Source organism: Halalkalicoccus paucihalophilus (assembly GCF_001593955.1).
GTDB classification, from domain to species: domain Archaea; phylum Halobacteriota; class Halobacteria; order Halobacteriales; family Halalkalicoccaceae; genus Halalkalicoccus; species Halalkalicoccus paucihalophilus.
In genome coordinates this window covers 195,917-213,395 of record NZ_LTAZ01000013.1, presented here as the reverse complement: position 1 = coordinate 213,395, position 17,479 = coordinate 195,917, and the positions used below count along the sequence as shown (strand labels likewise).

The following is a 17,479-nucleotide window of genomic DNA, read 5'->3' as shown; positions in this document are numbered from 1 at the left end:
TTATATTTCGTATTGTAACTATTGATAGCATAGAGAAATTCAAAGGCGGAAAAAGCTTATTACAGAGTAGATGAAGGTATTGTCCATGGTTGATAATACCAATCGCCGCCACAGGTATCTCTCGAGGCTTGACTCAATCGACCGACGGCAATTCCTCGCCCTGACGGGGGGGACGGCCGCTGGACTTGCAGGCTGTATGGGAAGCGAAGGCGGAGAGACGAATGGCAACCCCACGCTAACTCGTATCTCGGGGAGTACTCTTCCCGACGAGTACAACTGGAGCCCGTACGGCGAAAACTGGCCGTCCCGGATGGTCGATTTCGCTAACGACCGCCTCTATATTCCGTACAACGACGGCGAAGTCGGGACGCCAGCCCTTGAATCGTGGGACTACGACGGGAACGAACAGGTCTTGACGAAACGGCTCCGGGACGATTTGGCGTTCTGGAACGGCGATCAGTACACCGCAGAGGACATGTACACCTGGGAGGAGATGAACCGTCTCATGTCTCCTGAGGGAAGCGAATACGAGGAAATCTGGCAGGAAGATAAGTTGACGATCAAATACCGGCTGAAAGAGCCGAAGAACCCTGCCCTCATCGAGACGCTGAATCTCGGCGTTGAAATGGGTGAGAACCTCCACACCCTCAATACGGCGACCTGGAAACCATACCTCGAGCGGCTGCAGGACGCGTCATCGGACGGCGCTCGGGACGAGGTCGCAGCGGAGATCCTCGATGTGACCATCGGGATGGACCAGTACATGGACGAGGGGCTCGGAACAGGTTCCTACGAGATTGTCGACTGGTCTATGGAGGCGGTCACATTCGAACCCGCCGAGCACCACCGCTATTCCGACGCTGTTCAGATCGAGCAGTACGAGGAACTGATCGCGGGAGGGGCCGCGGAGGACGAGTTAATAATGAACCAGCAGATCGATCTGGGAACGGTCGCACTGGAAGACAAGTACGCGGGGGGGCTTCCGGACCACTATCAGAACATCGCCCAGTACCCCTCGAAGTTCATGTACAAGGTATTAATCAACTGGAACCACACCGACGCCCTCGCCGACTACGCGGTGCGTCGTGCGATGGCGGCCGTTATCGATACGCAGAACGTGGTCACGAACTTCGAGACTGGGTTCCCGATCGAGGTACACACGGGGATCGAACGGGAGTGGAACAAAACGTATGTCGGCAACGATCTCGATAACTTCATCGACTACGCACCGAAAACCTCTGACTACGACCTCGCAGACGGATTCCTCGAACAGGGTGGCTACAGCAGGGAAGACGGGACGATATACGGGCCCGACGGCGGCGAGATCGACCCGATTGTCATGACGATCGGTACGGATGGCTTCTTCAACGTGCCGGGTCAGACTGTCCGTGGTCAACTCGAGGAATACGGCTTCCCGATCGAATTCGAAGGCGCGGAGCAATCGACTGTGAACGATCGGATCGAAGAAGACATGGACTGGGGAATCAGCATGTACAGCCACTACGCCGCCGACACGCTCCACCCAGTTAGTTTCTTTCGAACACACCACCTCTTTGGGTTACGGCTCGCGTCGACGACGGCGCTGGGTGGCGACTCTGCGGCCCGTGGACAGATCAACGAGTGGCTCGACGAGGGCCGCACCCACTCGCCCTACAACGGTAAGGCGTTACTGTGGGAGGTTCCGACCGAGATCGGCCAGCAGGATCTTTCCGGTGGGACCGAGGAGATCAACCTCCATGAGACGGTACAGGAGATCCACAGGACCGACGATACCGAGTGGACAAACGACCAAATCAAGAAGCTCTGCTGGATGTGGAACTTCTATATGCCCGATATCGACGTTCTGTACCGTGAATCTGGGCACTGGGCGAACACGAAGGACTTCGACTGGCCGATCGGCGACCGCAGGCTTCAGACCAACAACGGCCCGTATCCGTTGATCAAAGACGGAACGGTCGGCTACAAATAAACAACCACGGGTCGGATGATCCGTGGCTTTTAGGATCGATCTTATTTGGTTCGTCACAGTTCGCTTGATTCAATTATCTTTATCCTATCATATAGTATCATCTAACACAAAATTTATATAATGATATCACTACACGTTCGTATGGAAAAACTGCCGGCTTCATTCTCGGGGCGTGGCGTTGCTGGCAGCAGTAAAGCGAACAGTGTTCGCGAACGGTGAGAATCTGTGACGATACGCAAAACCCAACGACCGACTGCACGCAAGAATCAGCACGAACTCCTGCTCGAGGTCAGAAACGCGTCCGTCTCGTTCGATATGGACCGGGGCACATCAAAGGTACTGGACGACGTCTCGATCGACATCTACCGCGATGAGATCATCGGTGTCGTTGGCGAGAGCGGGAGCGGGAAATCGATGTTCGCTTCCGCGTTGCTGGACGCGGTCGTCGAGCCCGGCGTTCTCTCGGGCGAGGTCATCTATCACCCACCCGATGGCGAACCGTACAACATCCGTAAACTCAGCGATCGGGACCTCAAGAGATTCCGCTGGGAGGAGATCTCGATGGTATTCCAGGGTGCGATGGACTCGTTTAATCCGACGATGACGATCGGTGAACACTTCGAGGAGACGCTTTACGCCCACGACTACGAGCTCGAGGCGGGGATGGAACACGGTCGCACCCTGCTCAAGGACCTGTATCTCGACCCGGATCGCGTGCTGGAGTCGTACCCCCACCAGCTCAGCGGCGGGATGGCACAACGAGCGCTAATTGCACTCAGTTTACTCCTCAAGCCGAACGTGCTCGTGATGGACGAACCAACTGCGGCGCTGGATCTGCTCATGCAGCGCTCGATCACAAGCTTGCTCTCGAAGCTCCACGAGGAATACGACATCACGATCGTCTTCATCACGCACGACCTCCCGCTGGTCGCGGATCTGGCGGATCGGTTGGCCGTCATGTATGCGTTCCAGTTCGTCGAGGTCGGCCCGTGTCATGACGTTCTGAAAGACGCCGCACACCCGTACACGAGGGCGCTCCTCAAGGCCGTCCCGAACCTCGCCGCGGCGCTCGACGAGATGCAGCCGATCGAAGGCGACAGTCCGGATCCCGTCGACGTTCCCATAGGGTGTTCGTATCACTCCCGGTGTCCGCTCGCAAACGAGCAGTGCGTCGAAACTCAGCCGGCGTTTCGGAACGTGAGCGACCGACATCGAGCAGCCTGTCATCACTGGTCGGAAGCACGGGAGGTACTCCCCTACACGCTCAGCAATGAGACGCCCGAGGTGATGTTCGATGACGCGAAGTGAGGAGACGGTGGTTTCCCTCGAGAACGTCGGTGTCGAGTTCTCGAATGCATCCCTGTTCCAGACGCTTCGTGGAGATCGGGAGGTAGTGAAGGCGGTCGACGACGTCTCGCTTGACATCCGCGAAAACGAGGTCATCGTCCTCGTCGGCGAGAGCGGATGCGGGAAGACCACGTTCGGAAAGACAGCCGTCGGCCTCCAGCGACCGACCAGCGGCTCCGTGAAATACCGGGGACAGGACATCTGGGACGCGAAGGACGGAAACGGCGACGTCACCATTCCGTTCCCGGAGATTCGGAAGTCATTGCAGATCATTCACCAGGATCCGGGCAGTTCGCTGAATCCGAACAGAACGATCCTCAACTCCCTCTCGGTACCGCTCAAAGAACAGTACCCACAGATCGGTACCGAAGAACGGGAAGAGCGGATCTACAAACTGTTGGAATACGTCGGGATGAAACCAGCCTCGTCGTATGCGTCCCGCTATCCCCACCAGCTCAGCGGCGGCGAACAACAACGGATTGCATTGGGCCGAGCGCTGTTGATGAATCCAGACCTAATACTCGCGGACGAAGCCGTCAGCGCCCTCGACGTCTCGCTGCGGATCGAGATGATGGACCTCATGCACGATCTACAGCGGGAGTTCAACACCTCGTATCTAAACATCTCACACGACCTCGCGAACGCCTACTACTTCGCCGAGAAGGTCGGTGGGCGGATCGGGATCATGTACCTCGGAAAGCTCGTCGAGATCGGCCCGGCCGAGGAGATAATCCGAAACCCCCGACATCCGTATACTAGAGTGCTCCGATGGGCGACACCCGTAATGGACCCGGATTCGATAACGGAAGAATCCGACGAGCCACCAATCCGACAGATCGACATTCCGGACCCGAAAAACCCCCCGAGTGGCTGCCGGTTCCACACGCGTTGTCCCGAGGCGCGTGAAACTTGTGTAAACCGCGTCCCCCAGTTAACCCAGACCGGCGAGACCATCGAATCGGGGGTTGCCTGCTTCAGGCGCGACGAGAGGGACGAGTATTGGCAGAGCGACGAGATAGCGTAACCCACAATTCCAATCACAATCGGTTTCTAATGTTCACCCATTACCCATGACGCTTAGCGATCAATATCCCGACGCCACACAGGCCGATGACGAACACGAGGGTTCCGATATTCACGACAGTAATGTAATAGGCTCCGCTTCCCGGCGCAACGACGGTAAGCGAGACGACTGACAGGAGGAGGAACACGATTGAGAACGCGATACCGAGGACAAAGTAGTGTCTGTACGCACCGATCTCCCTCGCCAGCTCATCGGTGAACGAACGTCCCATACCGTCGAAGGCTTCTATGCGGCGATAAGTATTGTGGATTGAGCTATCCCGACAGTCCGGCTAAGCGGCGCTTCGACTTCGGGGAAACACTTCGTCCACATCGAATCTCACCGTCGATTCCTGATCGTCTCCGTTCGCGAAACGCTCTCAGTGATAAGCGTACACTGCTTCGAACTAAGAGCGGGCGACGTCACCGGAAACGAAATTTTGTCCTGTGGTCACACTGGACGTAAAACTTATACTCTGTCCAAGTGAGATATACTTTATGAACTATTACGCTAAGAGAATAGGTCAAGCAATAATTACATTATTTTCCGTGATAACAATAACGTTCGTTCTATATCGTTTGATGCCCGGTGGTCCGCTTGAGGCGATGCGAGAGCAGATGATACGGGACGCTGTCCAACAGGGCCAACCCGTCAATATCGATCAGGTAAACCGGATCATCGAACTTCGGACAAATGTCGATCCGGAACAGCCCATTCACGTCGCCTATTATCAGTATCTGGTGGACATCATCGTCTACCAGGACTTCGGCGAATCCATCTGGCGACGCGAACCCGTCTTCGACATCCTCTTTAGGGCGATGCCGTGGTCGATATTCATCAGCGTCTATAGTCTCTTGATCGGGTTTACCGCGAACATCCTCCTTGGAGCGGTGATGGCCTACAAGGAGGGAAGCTACTTCGATAATGTCGGCTCGATCGGTGCGACGTTTCTCAACTCGGTTCCCTACTACGTTGGTGCCATCTTGATGCTCTCGTTTCTCGGCTTCCAACTCGAGTTGTTTCCAACCAGAGGGAGATACGACCCGAATACCGCCCCCGGATTCAACATCTACTTCATGGCGAGCGTCGTCCACCATTCCATCTTACCGATCGCTTCAGGCATCATTGTCGGGTTCGGTGGAACCGCACTGTCGATGCGCGGTAACTGCATCCGTGTGATCGGCGAGAATTACCTCCACGTCGCACGGCTCCGGGGCATCAGCGACAATCGGATCGCCCTCCGGTACGTCGGACGGAACGCGATCTTGCCCCTGTATACGCGGTTCATGCTCGGTATCGCCGCGATCTTCAGCAGTTCGATCATCATGGAACAGATCTTCACTTATCCCGGGATCGGCTGGTACACGTTCGAGGCACTCACCCAGCGGGACTACCCGCTTCTCATGGGGTTACTCATATTCTTCTCGACGATCACCATCATCGGGATCCTGATAGCCGACCTCACGTACGGCGTGGTCGATCCACGAGCGGGAACGAGCGATCGCGAAGCATACTGAACACGGAGCACCAACAATGTCAGACGAAAACGACACGATGACCGACGGAGGAACAGTCCCGGACTTCCTCGTAGACACACCCGCATCGTCCAGACCGAACGTCTCGAGGATGGAACGCGCGACCCGGTTCGTTGACCGATATTTCCTGACACAGGCCAGAATCGCGTGGACCGATTGGCGAACCCGGTTTGGCATCATTGTCCTCGGTCTGTTCGTCTTTACCGGAACAGTGGGCGTCCATCTCGTTCCTGAACCAGGGATCAACGAGGCCGAAACGTACATGACATGGTTCCAGTCGTGGAAGTACCCGCTCGGTACTGACAACATGGGCCAACCGATCCACAAGCAACTCGTCCACTCGACGCCGGCCGTTCTCAAGATGGGCTTGGCTGGCGCCATCTTCGCGGCCGGCGTTGCAGTCGTTGTCGGAACGGTCGCTGGATATAGGGGCGGGTTCACAGACTACGTGCTAATGCTGGTCTCCGATATCCTGATGGTCATTCCGGGACTGCCGCTCATCGTGGTGCTTGCGGCAATCTGGCAGCCGCGAGACCCGTTTACGGTCGGCGTGATCTTGGCGATAGACAGTTGGCCGGGATTGGCGAGAACGATCCGATCACAGGTCCTGACGCTTCGTGAGGAGGAGTATGTGGAGGCGTCCCGTTCGATGGGCGTTTCGATCCCGTCGATCCTGCAAAAGGACATCGTTCCGCAACTCATGCCGTACGTGTTGATCAACTCTGCACAGGCAGCTAGGGGGGTCATTTTCGCGTCGGTTGCGCTGTACTTCCTCGGATTTCTCCCGTACACGGAGATGAACTGGGGGGTCATGATGAATGAAGCCTATTCGACGGGTGGCGCGCTCTCGAACCCGCAACGTGCGGCACACTGGCTGTACCCACCGATGCTGGCGCTCGTCCTCCTCTCGTTCTCGCTGGTGTTGCTCTCTCAGGGGCTTGATAGGGTCTTCAACCCCCGCCTCAGAGCGCGTCACTCGAAAACCGTCGATGACGACGGAGCGGAGGTAATGAACCGGTAATACCGTACTACTCTTCCCGTGTCTACCCGGAATCCGTCCAGCTGGATACGGGCGTATTTGGTATCGGAGCACTCACTGTGGCAGCGTTCATATTACAACGCGAAGCGAGCGGCGAAGTCGGGCCGATGGCACGGCCTTCACGGTTCAAGTGGGACGATCATTCATGGTGAGCGTCATCATGTGTTTGTCCCACCGAACAGCGTGAGAACCCGTAAGTCGCCTCCGTGGGTCGGTAGCTGAACCCAACGGAGGAATCTCGTCCCTTTAGCGGCGGGAGGATATCAACTGTATGGCTGGCGGTTCTCCGCGCTGACGTACTCCGTTGGCAATGGTTTCCCCTAAATTGCGAGGCGGAGGCCTCTTCCTCAACGAAGTGAGTGAAGCGAACGGAGTAGGGAGGGGAGGAGCCGACAATTCCGCAACGAACAACGTTCCCTCATTGTCCGAATTAGTATTCATCTGGGGAGACCAACATTTATATATCAATAGAGAGAATGATGAAAACACATCACATGGTAACAGATACAACGACGAAATCGCGCGAGGGGTTTTCGGCCGGTGTCGCATATCTCGAGAAGGTCCGACGGTCGAAGCCGCTACAGGGAGTCGTCTTTGGGCTGGTGCTGGTCGGGATCGGGCTGGTACTACAGGTCGGGGTGATGGCCGGAATGATGGGTATCTACGGTATTTCTGCGATTCTCGTCTCCACGGTCGCGTACGTCGCGTTGCGGGTGTTGAGGCGGGAGCCGTGATCGGGTGACTGATTGGAATAGTCCTACGGTTTGGGTAACAGTTCGGAGATGCGGGACCGTCACTCTCCGTTCGACTGTCGGCTTCGATCACGTCGAGGATCCCACGCGGTGCCTGCCAGTCCGATGTCGGCAACGGGGTCGAGTTTTCCAGTGATGTTGTTGAAGGCGGTAATCGCAGTGTAACGGTCGGTCCATTGGCGTATTGCACCGCCGCCGTCACCGGTTCCTTCGTCCGCGCTAAACGGCGGTGCTCGACTGGTGAAAAACCAGTTGCCGCGCACGTAGGCTCGTTCCCGTGGAACGCCACGAATGACCACTGCTGGCTGTGGAGAGCCGCTACGGATGCCCTCCTCTGACAGCACGACGTTGTTGTCGATGATCATTCGGACGCCGGCCTGGGGTTCGTCCATATCGTTGACGGTCCCCCCGTGAACGTCTATCGGTGCCAGACGAGTCCGCGGGCCGAAGAGGTTATTGCGAACGACGTAGTTGACAGGTAGGTCGCCGCCGACCCCGACAACGGATCGACGGTTATTATCGAAGTAGTTGTACTCGAGCAACGGGTCACCGCCGTAGACGTTCACGCCGTATCCAAGCGATGGCGAGGGGTTGTTCACGAACTCACAGTGATGGACGTATATGCCGTCACACCGGTAGTCGCCCCACATACCGACGCGGATGCCCGTGTACGTGAACCCGGAGAACTGGCAGTTGTCGATCTCGATCCTGTCGTCGTCGTCGATCGTCAGTGCCCATGTGATGCCAACGTCGTAAATGCTGCTTACGTCCCGCTCCTCGAGGTCCCAGTACTCGTGTTCGGGACCCGAGAAGCGAATACCCGTGATCCGAATGTCGTCACCGCCCGTCTTGAGGAAGGTGTTGAACTCGTTGTGGTCCTGATAGAGCAATGCACCCTCCGATCCGTCTCGACCACGATCCGACGCGATCGTCACACCGGATGCGAGCGTACACGAGAGGCCGGTCACGTCGATCGCGGCGTCACCCTCGATCCAGATCGTCGCATCGGATTCGGCAGCGTCGGTCGCGTCTTCGAGCTGATCGGCTGTCGAGACGACGTAGTCGCCGTCCGACCGAGCGAACGTGCCTCCATGCGGATAGCCGCTCGCACCGGCGAACTCGTCGGCGTTGTAGGCCGCACCGCCGCCAACAGCCGGATCGAACGGTCGTCGAACGGCTTCGTTGTCGAGTTCGAGGAGTTCGACTGTAGAGAGTTCAACGAGGTCGTCTGCGGTGTTGATTCGATTGGACGATTCCTCGGTGTCGTCCCCGCGACTCAGGTCTGATCGAACCCCGCGTCCCGGTGTCGTTCCGCCTAGAAGCATGCCGCTTGCGATCCCAACCGACGTGAAGAAATTGCGTCTGTCCATGTGAATCCGGATTATTATTTAATCTAGAAGTATATAAAATTAATTAAAATATATGAGGCTAAAATAAAGGACAGAACGATCCAATCAAGAATCGAGTTCGGACAGTACACACGGATCGGTTAGGAAGTGAACCACCGTGGGATTAGATTCCATTGATCAGGATCCCTCTATCGCCGATTCGATCCAGCGACGTTGGGTTTCGGACAGTAGACCGTGGTGGTAGAACGACAGCGGTCCGTCCACGTAGTCTTTGAGGGTGTCGACGAGTGCGTGCAGTTCAGACGCGGTTTCGACGATAGTCGGGTCGAGCGTCAGACCAGCGTCGACGGGACAATCGACCAACTCCTTAAGTTTCAGAACCCGCTCCCGAGCAACCGTCGGATCCGAAACGTAGCACATCGCAGTCATGCGGTCGAGAGACGCATCGAGTCGGTCGGGTCTGACGCCTGCGGACCACACGTCCTTGGGATCGGCACCGCCGGGTGACTCCGCGACGTAGTAGTTCATCGGGACGGTCCCGGCGGCGTCGGCGAGTCGCTCGACGAACGCCTCGACGACCGACGCCCGGAACTCGAACAGCGCGTCGAGAACCGCTTCCTCCCGGATCAGGGCGTCGAGCGATGGAGTCTCGGTCGTCGGATCCCTCAACGCTCTCTCGAGGAGATCTCTAACGCGCGCTCTCGCACGAGCGAGGTCGATCGGGTGTGATTCGGCCGCGTACTGGCACCCGTCACAGAAACACTGCGAAAGCAGCATCATTTCGGCCGGATCGGTCAACACCTGTCGCTTGTCGTGACCAAACTCCTGTCCGTGGCCGTGGAACGCGCTCGGGAACCCGATCGACTCGAGGTGAACTCCATCGATGGACCGGTCGACGAGTGCCTCCACGACCGTCGCAAAGTAGTCCCGAACCGCTGGGTGGGACGGACACAGCGAGTGGTCGTGGCTGTCGCCGAACGCGCTTTCGATCCGATACTCGGGGTTTGTCGTCCCGAGGCGGGTATTGTGTAGACACACCGTCCACGCGTTGACAGCGAGTCCATGATCGTGTGCGACGGCCGTGATCTCCGCGAGCGGGTCATCGAAGCCCTCGATGGCCACCGGAGATGGGGTGACAGGACACTCGTCGAACCGATCTGCGTCCGGCGAGAAGTGACATCCACCTGGGAACTGCCGGAAGAGCGCGTGTGGGAACTGGGGCTGGAGCGACCGAACCGAGTGGTAATGGCTCGAGACGGTTATTTCATCGAGACCGCGTTCGACGATCCCCTTACATGTCTCGTCGAGACCCTCTTGGGCCATCGTCCACGGATAGGTCCACAGTGCTGGCATACTCCGCACGAGGGAGACCGATGGTAAAACGATTTGTGTACCACTAACGGTGGATGTCCGGCATGAACTGTTTCGTATCACTAAACTCATTGTGCCGTGATAGCGATCTATGTGTCGACTGGCGCCGCGAATCGCATCCGTCGTCGCGTCAATCCGGGGTTCGCCTGAAAATATTTGGCGATAGTAAACAGACTACTAATCACCGATATTCAGTCTCAACCGTCCCTATTCGGCGTCCATGAGCTTCGAAGTCGGGAGGAGATTACATCTCTTACACTCGTACGATTGTAACAGTCGGCTCTACTATTGTCGATCGACGTTTTGAGGTCCCAAACGACGTTATAGCGGTATCGTCCGATCACTCGCCCAAAAATGCTGACTCACTCGACACTACCTTTAGGCTCCTGTAATGTGTACTGAAATCACTATCCCATGATTATCGAGATCGATCGATTGACGACCGAAGATGTCGACGACGCCTGGCGACTGTCGTCACAGGTCGGCTGGAATCAGACGAGCGACGACTGGCAGCGTCTTCTCAAACTGTTTCCGACTACTTGTTTCGCAGGCCGTCTCAACGGCGAACTCGTCGCGACGAGTACGCTCGCGACGTATGGGGACGTCGGCTGGATCGGCATGGTTCTCGTCGACGAGGCTCATCGACGGCGCGGGTACGGCAGCAAACTCTTCGAGCGGGCGCTCGATGCCGGCCACGATCGATCGCTCGAAGTAATCGGCCTCGACGCGACCGACGCGGGCCGGGAGGTGTACCGGCAGTACGGGTTCGAGACGGTCGTCGGAATCGATCGATGGGCCGGGTCCCTCCGGCGACTGGAGGCCGATGAAATCGAGGGTCACGACGCTGATCACGGTCATGTCGAGCCGATAGAGACGGTCGAGCCGATCGCCAACTTCGACCGCACGCACGTCGGTACCGATCGACGTGTACTACTCGAACACGTGATCGCCGCTGATGATGCGTTCGCACTGCGCGTGAACCGTAATGGGCGGACCCGAGGCTACGCCGTGGCCCGGTCCGGCCGCAGGCAGCAACAGGTCGGCCCGATCGTTGCGGTAGACGGCATCGACGTATTGGTACTCCTCTCGGGCGTCGCAAAACGGGTCGATGGGCCGGTCATCGTCGACGCCCTCCGTGGCGAGCGAACCGAGTCACTGTTTCGCCGGTTCGGACTCGACGTCCAGCGCCGACTCCACCGGATGACGGAGGGGAACCCGCGGTCGGTCCTCGATGGGGATGCGGTCGTGGCCGCGGCGGGATTCGAGTGGGGCTGATCCGTAAGGGACCCCTTGTCGAAACGGCTTTGATGGTTCGGCGCGGTCGTGAGGTCGATGTCGCTCTCACAGGACGAGCTCCGGGCCGGCCTTCGCGGTCTCGGACTCGAGTCCGGATCGCGGGTCGTCGTCCACAGTTCCCTCAGCAGTCTCGGCCGTATCGAGGGCGGGGCCGAGACGGTCGTCAGTGCACTCCTCGATGCCGTCGGCTCCGACGGAACGGTTGCAGTACCGGCGTTCACGAGGTACGACGAGCCCTACGACCCCGACGAGTCGCCGTCGATGACGGGTGCGGTGACGGAGGCACTTCGCCGGCGCGACGGGGCCGTCCGGAGTCCGCACCCGACGAAGTCCATCGCGGTCATCGGTCCCGACGCAGACGCGCTCGTTGCCGACCACGCCCCGGCGAACTCGATCGGTCCCGGAAGCCCGCTCCACCGACTGCTCGATCGGGACGGTCGCGTGCTCCTCCTCGGTGTCGACCACACCGCGAACTCCGCGATCCACGTCGCTGAACGGCTCGCAAACGTCTCGTACCGCGATCAGACCGCATGGACGGAGACCACCATCGATGGCTCGATCGAATCGGTTGAGGTCAATCGAGTCCACTGCTCCCGCGGGTTCGAGGTGGTCCGCCCGCTTGCCGATCACGCCGGAATCGTCTCGCGCGGCGAGATCGGCCGGGCGAACGCACGATTGCTCGACGGGCATGCACTCCTCTCAGTCGTTGTCGAACTGCTCGAAGCCGATCCCGGGGCGCTCCTCTGTTCCGTTCCCGACTGCGATCGCTGTCAGTACGCGCGCGAACGGATCGCCGACACCGACTGACCGAACAGTCGGTTCCGACTCGCTTCGGAAAGCGCTCTGTCGGCCACAACGGTGTTATCGGTTCGGCTGAAACCAACTCTCATGACCGCGTCCCTCGACGGCCCGCGACTTGCCCGACCCGACGAGTTTCGGGAGACGATGGCGCTCACGAACCGATGTTTCGGGTTCGAACCCGGCGGACTCGAGGAGCGGATGCCCCACTGTTTCGACGCGGCTCACCCCGAACGACACGCGATCATCGAGGCGAACGGCAACATCGTGAGTCACGTCGCCTGCGTTCCCGTGGAGCTACGAGCTGGCGACGCACGCGTCGAATGCGGCGGGATCGCCGGCGTCGCGACCGATCCGAATCACCGCGGAAACGGGTATATGCACCGATTACTCGAGTTCTGGCTCGACCGCCTCGATGATCGCGGCGTGCCGGTCGCAGAACTCGAGGGCGACCGGGTGCGCTACGGGCGTTATGGATGGGAGAATGCCGGTCGGGAAGATCAGTATCGAGTGACGGAGCGTTCGTTCGTCGCTGCGTTCGGAGAGAGATACGCCGACTTCGAGGCCGTTCGGCGCTTTCGCCCGCGGACCGACCTCGCGTTAGTGCAACGTATTCACGAGTCCGAACGCTACCGCGTGAACCGCGACCGCCGTCGCTTCGCTCGCCTCCTTGAACAGACCGGACTCGAGACGCTCATCTATGACACGGCTCGGCCGGCGTATCTCTGTTATCGCGGCGACAACCCCGTATCCGTCCTCGAGTTCGGCGGCTCTCGCGACGGGATCACGGCGTTGCTCGGTCAAGTCCTCGACGCCATGGCAGACGACATCGTCGTTTATACGCATTCACGCCATCCCTTAACTGGACTCTTTCGTACCGTCGCGACCGACTGGAGCCAGCACCCACACCGAAAACTGAACGTGCTCGATCTCCCGGCGACGCTCGCCGCGTATCGGCCGCTGCTGGAGGAACGATGGTTGAACACGGTCGATGCGTTCGGAAGTACTGCAGGGGACCTCACCTTCGAAATGGTCGACTCGACGGGTCGATCCGGGGATACCACAGTCGCTACGGACCAGCAGTCGACGACAATCATGTACGACGCGTCGGGTGTGAGCGTTAAGCGAACCGACCGCAACCAAGACGTTTCGCTCGGCCGGCGGGAAATGGTCGATCTGCTCTTCGGTTCACAGGACGCCTTCCGCTCGATTAAGCGATCAGAACCGTTTTTGGACGCTGTCTTCCCAGTCGAGTTTTATTTTTGGCAAACGGAGACGATCTGAGGACCCGGTTCGATTCGACGACGACCACCGATGGGCCCGGTCGTCGATCAGGAACGGCGCGTCTCGCCGACCGTGGCGATCTCACCCGTTTCGGCAGCGTCGATGACCGTCCAGTTGAGCGACAAGGTCCGGAGCGCGTCGGCGAATTCGGATCTAACGTGAGACTGATCGCCCGAACGCACCGCCTCGAGGAACGCCTCGACCTCGCGCCCGTATCGGTCGGTCGTGAAGTCGTAATGGATCTCGTCGCCGGCGACCGAGCCGGTTAGTTTCTGGGCAGCGTAGTCGAGTCGGAGCGAGACGTCATCACCGAGGACATCGAGTTCGGCGACCCACTCGGGGGAGGTAACGCCCGAACTGACCGTGCTAACGATCCCGTTTTCGTGGTCCAGTCGCGCGGCCGTCGCGTCCGGATAGTCGATCCCGTCGGTTCTGAGGCGATCGGTTCCGCTCGCGGACACCCGCTCGACGTCGCCGCCGAGATAGCGGATCGTATCATAGATGTGGGTCGTCCGCGTAACGATCTCCCCGCCCGAGAGGTCGAGTTCATTTCCCCACGAACTGGCGAGCAGGCCGCTCCAGTACCGGCCGTTCAGGAGGGATATCTCGTGGCTCTCGAGGAGTTCGAGCGCGACGTCGGTGATCTCGTCGTACCGAAATACGTAGCCGGTCCCGGTGAGGATATCGGCCTCCTCGATCGCTGCCAATGTCTCTCTGCCCTGGTCGGGTCGCAACGCGACGGGTTTCTCGACGAAGACGTCGATGCCGCGTTCGGCGGCCAACGACGCCTGATCATCGTACGCAAAAGGCGGGATCGCGATAAAGACGGCGTCGAGCGCTTCCTCGGCGTACAGCGTCTTGTGGTCGGTATAGACCGACGCACCGCGTGGTTCTGCCACCTCAAGAGCGGCCGCTTCGTTCACATCACAGATACCGGTGATGGTCGCATCGTCGACTGCGTCTACCTTTTCGATCAGCATACCGGCCATCTTGCCGGCTCCGACGAATCCGATCTCCATGCCACCTACTGCATCGAAACCCTCTTGTAATCTTCGATATATGTAAAATTATATAAATTAATATATATTGAATGAAATCCGACGGTTCTGTCGGTGGGTTCGCGAGCGCCGGTGGGCCGTGACTCGCGAGAGGATGAGACGGGAAACACCTTTGCTGGCGCGCATCCACGGGGAGAACGTCATGGATACACGCGAAGCGATATCGAGAGCGAATCTCGTTCGATACGTCTACACGCTCGGCGTGATGGTGACGGGCGTCTTCCTCAGCCAGCAGTCGGGTGGGTTCGACAGCTCGCTGCTTTGGGTGTCGCTGTTCGTCGTCGCGCTCGGCTGGGTCGGGTACTATCATGTCGTCATCGTCCCCCGATTCGAGCATCTTGATGGGCACAAGCAGGACGTTCCTGACCACGGCGGGTAAACTACCTATGCTGATCGTGGTCGATCAGTCATGTCTGCAGGGTGATGATTGGCCGGAAACATAATGAGCCGGCAGCGTAGACGTTCCCGGAGCGACGCATGAGCTACGACGAGTTACAAACCGATCTGGCTGCTGTCGCCTTCACGACAGCGACGCCGTTCAGTGACGACGGAGACGACGTTCTCATCAACGAAATAGAGACTACTGCACGGACACTGTACGACGCTGGTGCTCGCGTCTTCGTCCCGTGTGGCAACACCGGCGAGTACTACTCGCTTTCACGGACCGAACGGATCGATGTCGTTCGGACGATGGTCGAGTCACTTCCCGACGATGCGACCGTCGTCGGCGGAGCGGGCGGCAGCACGAAAGACACGATCGAACTGCTTGAGGCCTACGAGGACGCAGGGGCCGACGCAGCCATGATCATGAGCCCCGCTCACGCCTACGTTCACGAACGGGGACTGATCAAATACTACCGAACGCTCGCGTCGGCGACCGATCTCGGGGTCGTTCTCTACAAGCGCGGGCCGTACATCACCGAACGGGTTATCGACGAGCTCGCGTCAATCGAGAATATCGTTGCCGTAAAATACGCTATCAACGATGTGAAGGCCTTTTCAAGAATGGTCGAAACCGTCTCCGGCGACCTCGTCTGGCTCAATGGTGTCGCAGAGCGGTACGCGCCGGCGTATGCGCTTGAGGGCGCAGACGGGTTCACGACTGGGATCGGTAACTTTGTCCCCGGACCCGTACTGGAACTGTCTAGAGCGCTTGCTGAAGACGACTGGAACCGGGCGAAACGGATTCGGGATGTGCTTCGACCGTTCGAGGACTTCCGCGAGGAGGCTGGAGATCGGCCGCCGTTCGGGGCCGCAAAAAACGTCCCCGCAGTAAAATTCGGACTGGATCGACAGGGCATGTACGGCGGCCCCGTCCGCGAACCGCTCGTTGAGCTTTCCGAGGAGGATCAAGACCGTGTTAAAATGTACATCGACGAGATCGAACGGGCCAACCTCGAGTGACTCCTCCCCGCCCTAAAGGGCGGGGCTTCCTGTTTCAACGACGCGCTTTGCAGACACCGAATGGGTGTCCGTAGGGAGCGCAGTCTCCGCAGGCGTTGATTCGGGACAGCCCGTCCCTACCTTCTTGAAACCGCGAGAAAGAATGTTCAGTGCCGCGTTCGCGTCTCTATCAGCTTCGAACCCGCATGAGGGACACGAGTGCTCGCGTACCCATAGCGGCTTCTCGGTTTCGACGCCACAGTTGGAGCACTCTTTCGTCGTCCCTCGTGGATTGACGGGGACGAAGTACGTGCCTTCGCGTTCGCACTTGTACTCCAACATTCTGAGGAACGTCCCCCATGCCGCTCCAGCGCGGTTACGAGAGTTTGATGGGAGTTCCATCAGCCCTTTCGCGTCGAGATCTTCGACGGCTACGAGGTCGTATTCCCGAGCGTAGTAGTTCGAGAGCTTGTGAAGGAAGTCCCGGCGCTTTCGCTTCAGGTCAGCGTGACGCCGAGCAACGACGCGCTGTTGCTTCTCGTAGTTCGCGGAGCCGTGTTCTTTCCGCGAGAGCTTCCGTTGCTCGCGTTCAAGCCGTTCGCGTTCGTCGGACAGGTCGAGTGAGCCGACGGTCACGCCGTCGGTATCGTGAGCGTACTTGAGAATCCCCACGTCGATGCCGACACACCGCTCGGGATTCTCGGGCTTCGGTGGCGCGTCGTTTTCGGTTTCGATGCCGAGGACGGCGAACCACACCCCCGTGGGTTCTTTCTTGACCGTCACCTGCTTGACCGTTGCATCGTCGGGAAGGTCGCGGTGGAGTCGAACGGGTATTTCCCCGATCTTTGAAAGTCGTAGGACAGCCTGACCACTCGTGTTCTTGAGTTCGAAGCCGGACTGTCGGTACGTGAACGATCGGTACTCATTCGGTGCCTTCCACTTGAGCGACCCGACTGTTCGACCGTTGTCCTTCGCGTCTTTGAGGCGTGAGAGGTTGTCATACAATCTCTCGACGACGTTCTGAAGCGTTCGGGAGTAGAGGTCGGACAGCTCGGTCCACCACTTCTTGATCGACGGGAGTTCGTTGATCTCGCCGTACTTCGTAGTTCCGTTGGTTCGGTTCAGCATAATTCGAGGTGGAGCCTCCGAGCTCGAGGAGCGAGCGAAGCGAGCGAGTAGGTCGGAGAGGAAACCGACAAAAGACGACACAACCGCACGACGGTAGCTACCCGACT

Annotated in this window: 16 protein-coding genes; 11 read left to right on the top strand and 5 right to left on the bottom strand. The window is 58.7% G+C overall.

Going from position 1 to position 17,479, the window contains the following annotated elements; genetic code table 11:
* Nucleotides 1–85: 85 nt before the first annotated feature.
* The 3 genes from HAPAU_RS16355 to HAPAU_RS16345 all read left to right on the top strand — a co-directional run bounded on the left by HAPAU_RS16355 (nucleotide 86) and on the right by HAPAU_RS16345 (nucleotide 4,340).
* The gene (locus tag HAPAU_RS16355; RefSeq protein ID WP_169802677.1) at nucleotides 86–1,969 is read left to right on the top strand and encodes an ABC transporter substrate-binding protein; all 1,884 of its coding nucleotides are present in this window, start codon (nucleotides 86–88) and stop codon (nucleotides 1,967–1,969) included.
* Between the two features lie 225 nt (nucleotides 1,970–2,194).
* Nucleotides 2,195–3,277, top strand: coding sequence for an ABC transporter ATP-binding protein (locus tag HAPAU_RS16350; RefSeq protein WP_066384960.1), 1,083 nt, complete (start codon nucleotides 2,195–2,197; stop codon nucleotides 3,275–3,277).
* Nucleotides 3,264–4,340, top strand: a complete 1,077-nt coding sequence (locus tag HAPAU_RS16345) for an ABC transporter ATP-binding protein (protein WP_066384956.1) — start codon at nucleotides 3,264–3,266, stop codon at nucleotides 4,338–4,340. The genes HAPAU_RS16350 and HAPAU_RS16345 overlap by 14 nt, the downstream gene beginning before the upstream one ends.
* A gap of 40 nt (nucleotides 4,341–4,380) precedes the next feature.
* Here HAPAU_RS16345 and HAPAU_RS16340 read toward each other — a convergent pair whose 3' ends face one another.
* Entirely contained in the window at nucleotides 4,381–4,611 is a 231-nt protein-coding gene (locus HAPAU_RS16340; protein ID WP_066384955.1) for a hypothetical protein, read from the bottom strand.
* Between the two features lie 385 nt (nucleotides 4,612–4,996).
* Between HAPAU_RS16340 and HAPAU_RS16335 the strand changes: the two genes are divergently transcribed.
* The 3 genes from HAPAU_RS16335 (at nucleotide 4,997) to HAPAU_RS16325 (ending at nucleotide 7,687) form a co-directional block, all read left to right on the top strand.
* Entirely contained in the window at nucleotides 4,997–5,896 is a 900-nt protein-coding gene (locus tag HAPAU_RS16335) for an ABC transporter permease (protein ID WP_245634193.1), read from the top strand.
* Between the two features lie 16 nt (nucleotides 5,897–5,912).
* Complete coding sequence (locus HAPAU_RS16330; protein ID WP_066384954.1) at nucleotides 5,913–6,935, top strand: ABC transporter permease; 1,023 nt, start codon at nucleotides 5,913–5,915, stop codon at nucleotides 6,933–6,935.
* A 512-nt stretch (nucleotides 6,936–7,447) separates the two neighbouring features.
* Nucleotides 7,448–7,687 (top strand): hypothetical protein, encoded by a 240-nt coding sequence (locus HAPAU_RS16325; protein WP_157078520.1) that lies wholly within the window; start codon nucleotides 7,448–7,450, stop codon nucleotides 7,685–7,687.
* Between the two features lie 59 nt (nucleotides 7,688–7,746).
* Here HAPAU_RS16325 and HAPAU_RS16320 read toward each other — a convergent pair whose 3' ends face one another.
* Nucleotides 7,747–9,075 carry a right-handed parallel beta-helix repeat-containing protein gene (locus HAPAU_RS16320; RefSeq protein WP_157078519.1) on the bottom strand — a complete coding sequence of 443 codons (1,329 nt, stop codon included), beginning with the start codon at nucleotides 9,073–9,075 and terminating at the stop codon, nucleotides 7,747–7,749.
* 156 nt (nucleotides 9,076–9,231) lie between these two features.
* A complete protein-coding gene (locus HAPAU_RS16315; RefSeq protein ID WP_066384950.1) occupies nucleotides 9,232–10,407 on the bottom strand; it encodes a hypothetical protein in 1,176 nt (391 codons plus the stop codon).
* Between the two features lie 432 nt (nucleotides 10,408–10,839).
* Here HAPAU_RS16315 and HAPAU_RS16310 point away from each other — a divergent pair, with 432 nt between their 5' ends.
* The 3 genes from HAPAU_RS16310 (at nucleotide 10,840) to HAPAU_RS16300 (ending at nucleotide 13,803) form a co-directional block, all read left to right on the top strand.
* Nucleotides 10,840–11,700: a GNAT family N-acetyltransferase gene (locus HAPAU_RS16310; protein ID WP_066384948.1), complete on the top strand. Its 861-nt coding sequence runs from the start codon at nucleotides 10,840–10,842 to the stop codon at nucleotides 11,698–11,700.
* A 57-nt stretch (nucleotides 11,701–11,757) separates the two neighbouring features.
* Nucleotides 11,758–12,528: an AAC(3) family N-acetyltransferase gene (locus tag HAPAU_RS16305; protein WP_066384947.1), complete on the top strand. Its 771-nt coding sequence runs from the start codon at nucleotides 11,758–11,760 to the stop codon at nucleotides 12,526–12,528.
* Between the two features lie 81 nt (nucleotides 12,529–12,609).
* On the top strand, nucleotides 12,610–13,803 hold the full coding sequence (locus HAPAU_RS16300; protein WP_066384945.1) for a GNAT family N-acetyltransferase: 1,194 nt from the start codon (nucleotides 12,610–12,612) through the stop codon (nucleotides 13,801–13,803).
* A 47-nt stretch (nucleotides 13,804–13,850) separates the two neighbouring features.
* On the opposite strand, the gene HAPAU_RS16295 is transcribed toward HAPAU_RS16300, so the two are convergent.
* Nucleotides 13,851–14,822: a Gfo/Idh/MocA family protein gene (locus HAPAU_RS16295; protein WP_066384944.1), complete on the bottom strand. Its 972-nt coding sequence runs from the start codon at nucleotides 14,820–14,822 to the stop codon at nucleotides 13,851–13,853.
* A gap of 181 nt (nucleotides 14,823–15,003) precedes the next feature.
* On the opposite strand from HAPAU_RS16295, the gene HAPAU_RS16290 reads away from it, so the two are divergent.
* Nucleotides 15,004–15,240: a hypothetical protein gene (locus HAPAU_RS16290; protein WP_066384943.1), complete on the top strand. Its 237-nt coding sequence runs from the start codon at nucleotides 15,004–15,006 to the stop codon at nucleotides 15,238–15,240.
* A gap of 98 nt (nucleotides 15,241–15,338) precedes the next feature.
* Nucleotides 15,339–16,265 carry a dihydrodipicolinate synthase family protein gene (locus HAPAU_RS16285; protein ID WP_066384941.1) on the top strand — a complete coding sequence of 309 codons (927 nt, stop codon included), beginning with the start codon at nucleotides 15,339–15,341 and terminating at the stop codon, nucleotides 16,263–16,265.
* A 12-nt stretch (nucleotides 16,266–16,277) separates the two neighbouring features.
* Here the strand turns inward: HAPAU_RS16285 and HAPAU_RS16280 are convergent, their stop codons facing one another.
* A complete protein-coding gene (locus HAPAU_RS16280; RefSeq protein ID WP_245634192.1) occupies nucleotides 16,278–17,372 on the bottom strand; it encodes an RNA-guided endonuclease InsQ/TnpB family protein in 1,095 nt (364 codons plus the stop codon).
* Between the last annotated feature and the right edge of the window lie 107 nt (nucleotides 17,373–17,479).

What these genes read in the sequence shown, in the direction of transcription:
- HAPAU_RS16280 (WP_245634192.1), bottom strand. Translation starts at nt 17,372, where the DNA reads ATGCTGAACCGAACCAACGGAACTACGAAGTACGGCGAGATCAACGAA.
- HAPAU_RS16355 (WP_169802677.1), top strand. Translation starts at nt 86, where the DNA reads ATGGTTGATAATACCAATCGCCGCCACAGGTATCTCTCGAGGCTTGAC.
- HAPAU_RS16320 (WP_157078519.1), bottom strand. Translation starts at nt 9,075, where the DNA reads ATGGACAGACGCAATTTCTTCACGTCGGTTGGGATCGCAAGCGGCATG.
- HAPAU_RS16340 (WP_066384955.1), bottom strand. Translation starts at nt 4,611, where the DNA reads ATGGGACGTTCGTTCACCGATGAGCTGGCGAGGGAGATCGGTGCGTAC.
- HAPAU_RS16315 (WP_066384950.1), bottom strand. Translation starts at nt 10,407, where the DNA reads ATGCCAGCACTGTGGACCTATCCGTGGACGATGGCCCAAGAGGGTCTC.
- HAPAU_RS16300 (WP_066384945.1), top strand. Translation starts at nt 12,610, where the DNA reads ATGACCGCGTCCCTCGACGGCCCGCGACTTGCCCGACCCGACGAGTTT.
- HAPAU_RS16290 (WP_066384943.1), top strand. Translation starts at nt 15,004, where the DNA reads ATGGATACACGCGAAGCGATATCGAGAGCGAATCTCGTTCGATACGTC.
- HAPAU_RS16285 (WP_066384941.1), top strand. Translation starts at nt 15,339, where the DNA reads ATGAGCTACGACGAGTTACAAACCGATCTGGCTGCTGTCGCCTTCACG.
- HAPAU_RS16295 (WP_066384944.1), bottom strand. Translation starts at nt 14,822, where the DNA reads ATGGAGATCGGATTCGTCGGAGCCGGCAAGATGGCCGGTATGCTGATC.
- HAPAU_RS16330 (WP_066384954.1), top strand. Translation starts at nt 5,913, where the DNA reads ATGTCAGACGAAAACGACACGATGACCGACGGAGGAACAGTCCCGGAC.
- HAPAU_RS16345 (WP_066384956.1), top strand. Translation starts at nt 3,264, where the DNA reads ATGACGCGAAGTGAGGAGACGGTGGTTTCCCTCGAGAACGTCGGTGTC.
- HAPAU_RS16310 (WP_066384948.1), top strand. Translation starts at nt 10,840, where the DNA reads ATGATTATCGAGATCGATCGATTGACGACCGAAGATGTCGACGACGCC.
- HAPAU_RS16305 (WP_066384947.1), top strand. Translation starts at nt 11,758, where the DNA reads ATGTCGCTCTCACAGGACGAGCTCCGGGCCGGCCTTCGCGGTCTCGGA.
- HAPAU_RS16325 (WP_157078520.1), top strand. Translation starts at nt 7,448, where the DNA reads ATGGTAACAGATACAACGACGAAATCGCGCGAGGGGTTTTCGGCCGGT.
- HAPAU_RS16335 (WP_245634193.1), top strand. Translation starts at nt 4,997, where the DNA reads ATGATACGGGACGCTGTCCAACAGGGCCAACCCGTCAATATCGATCAG.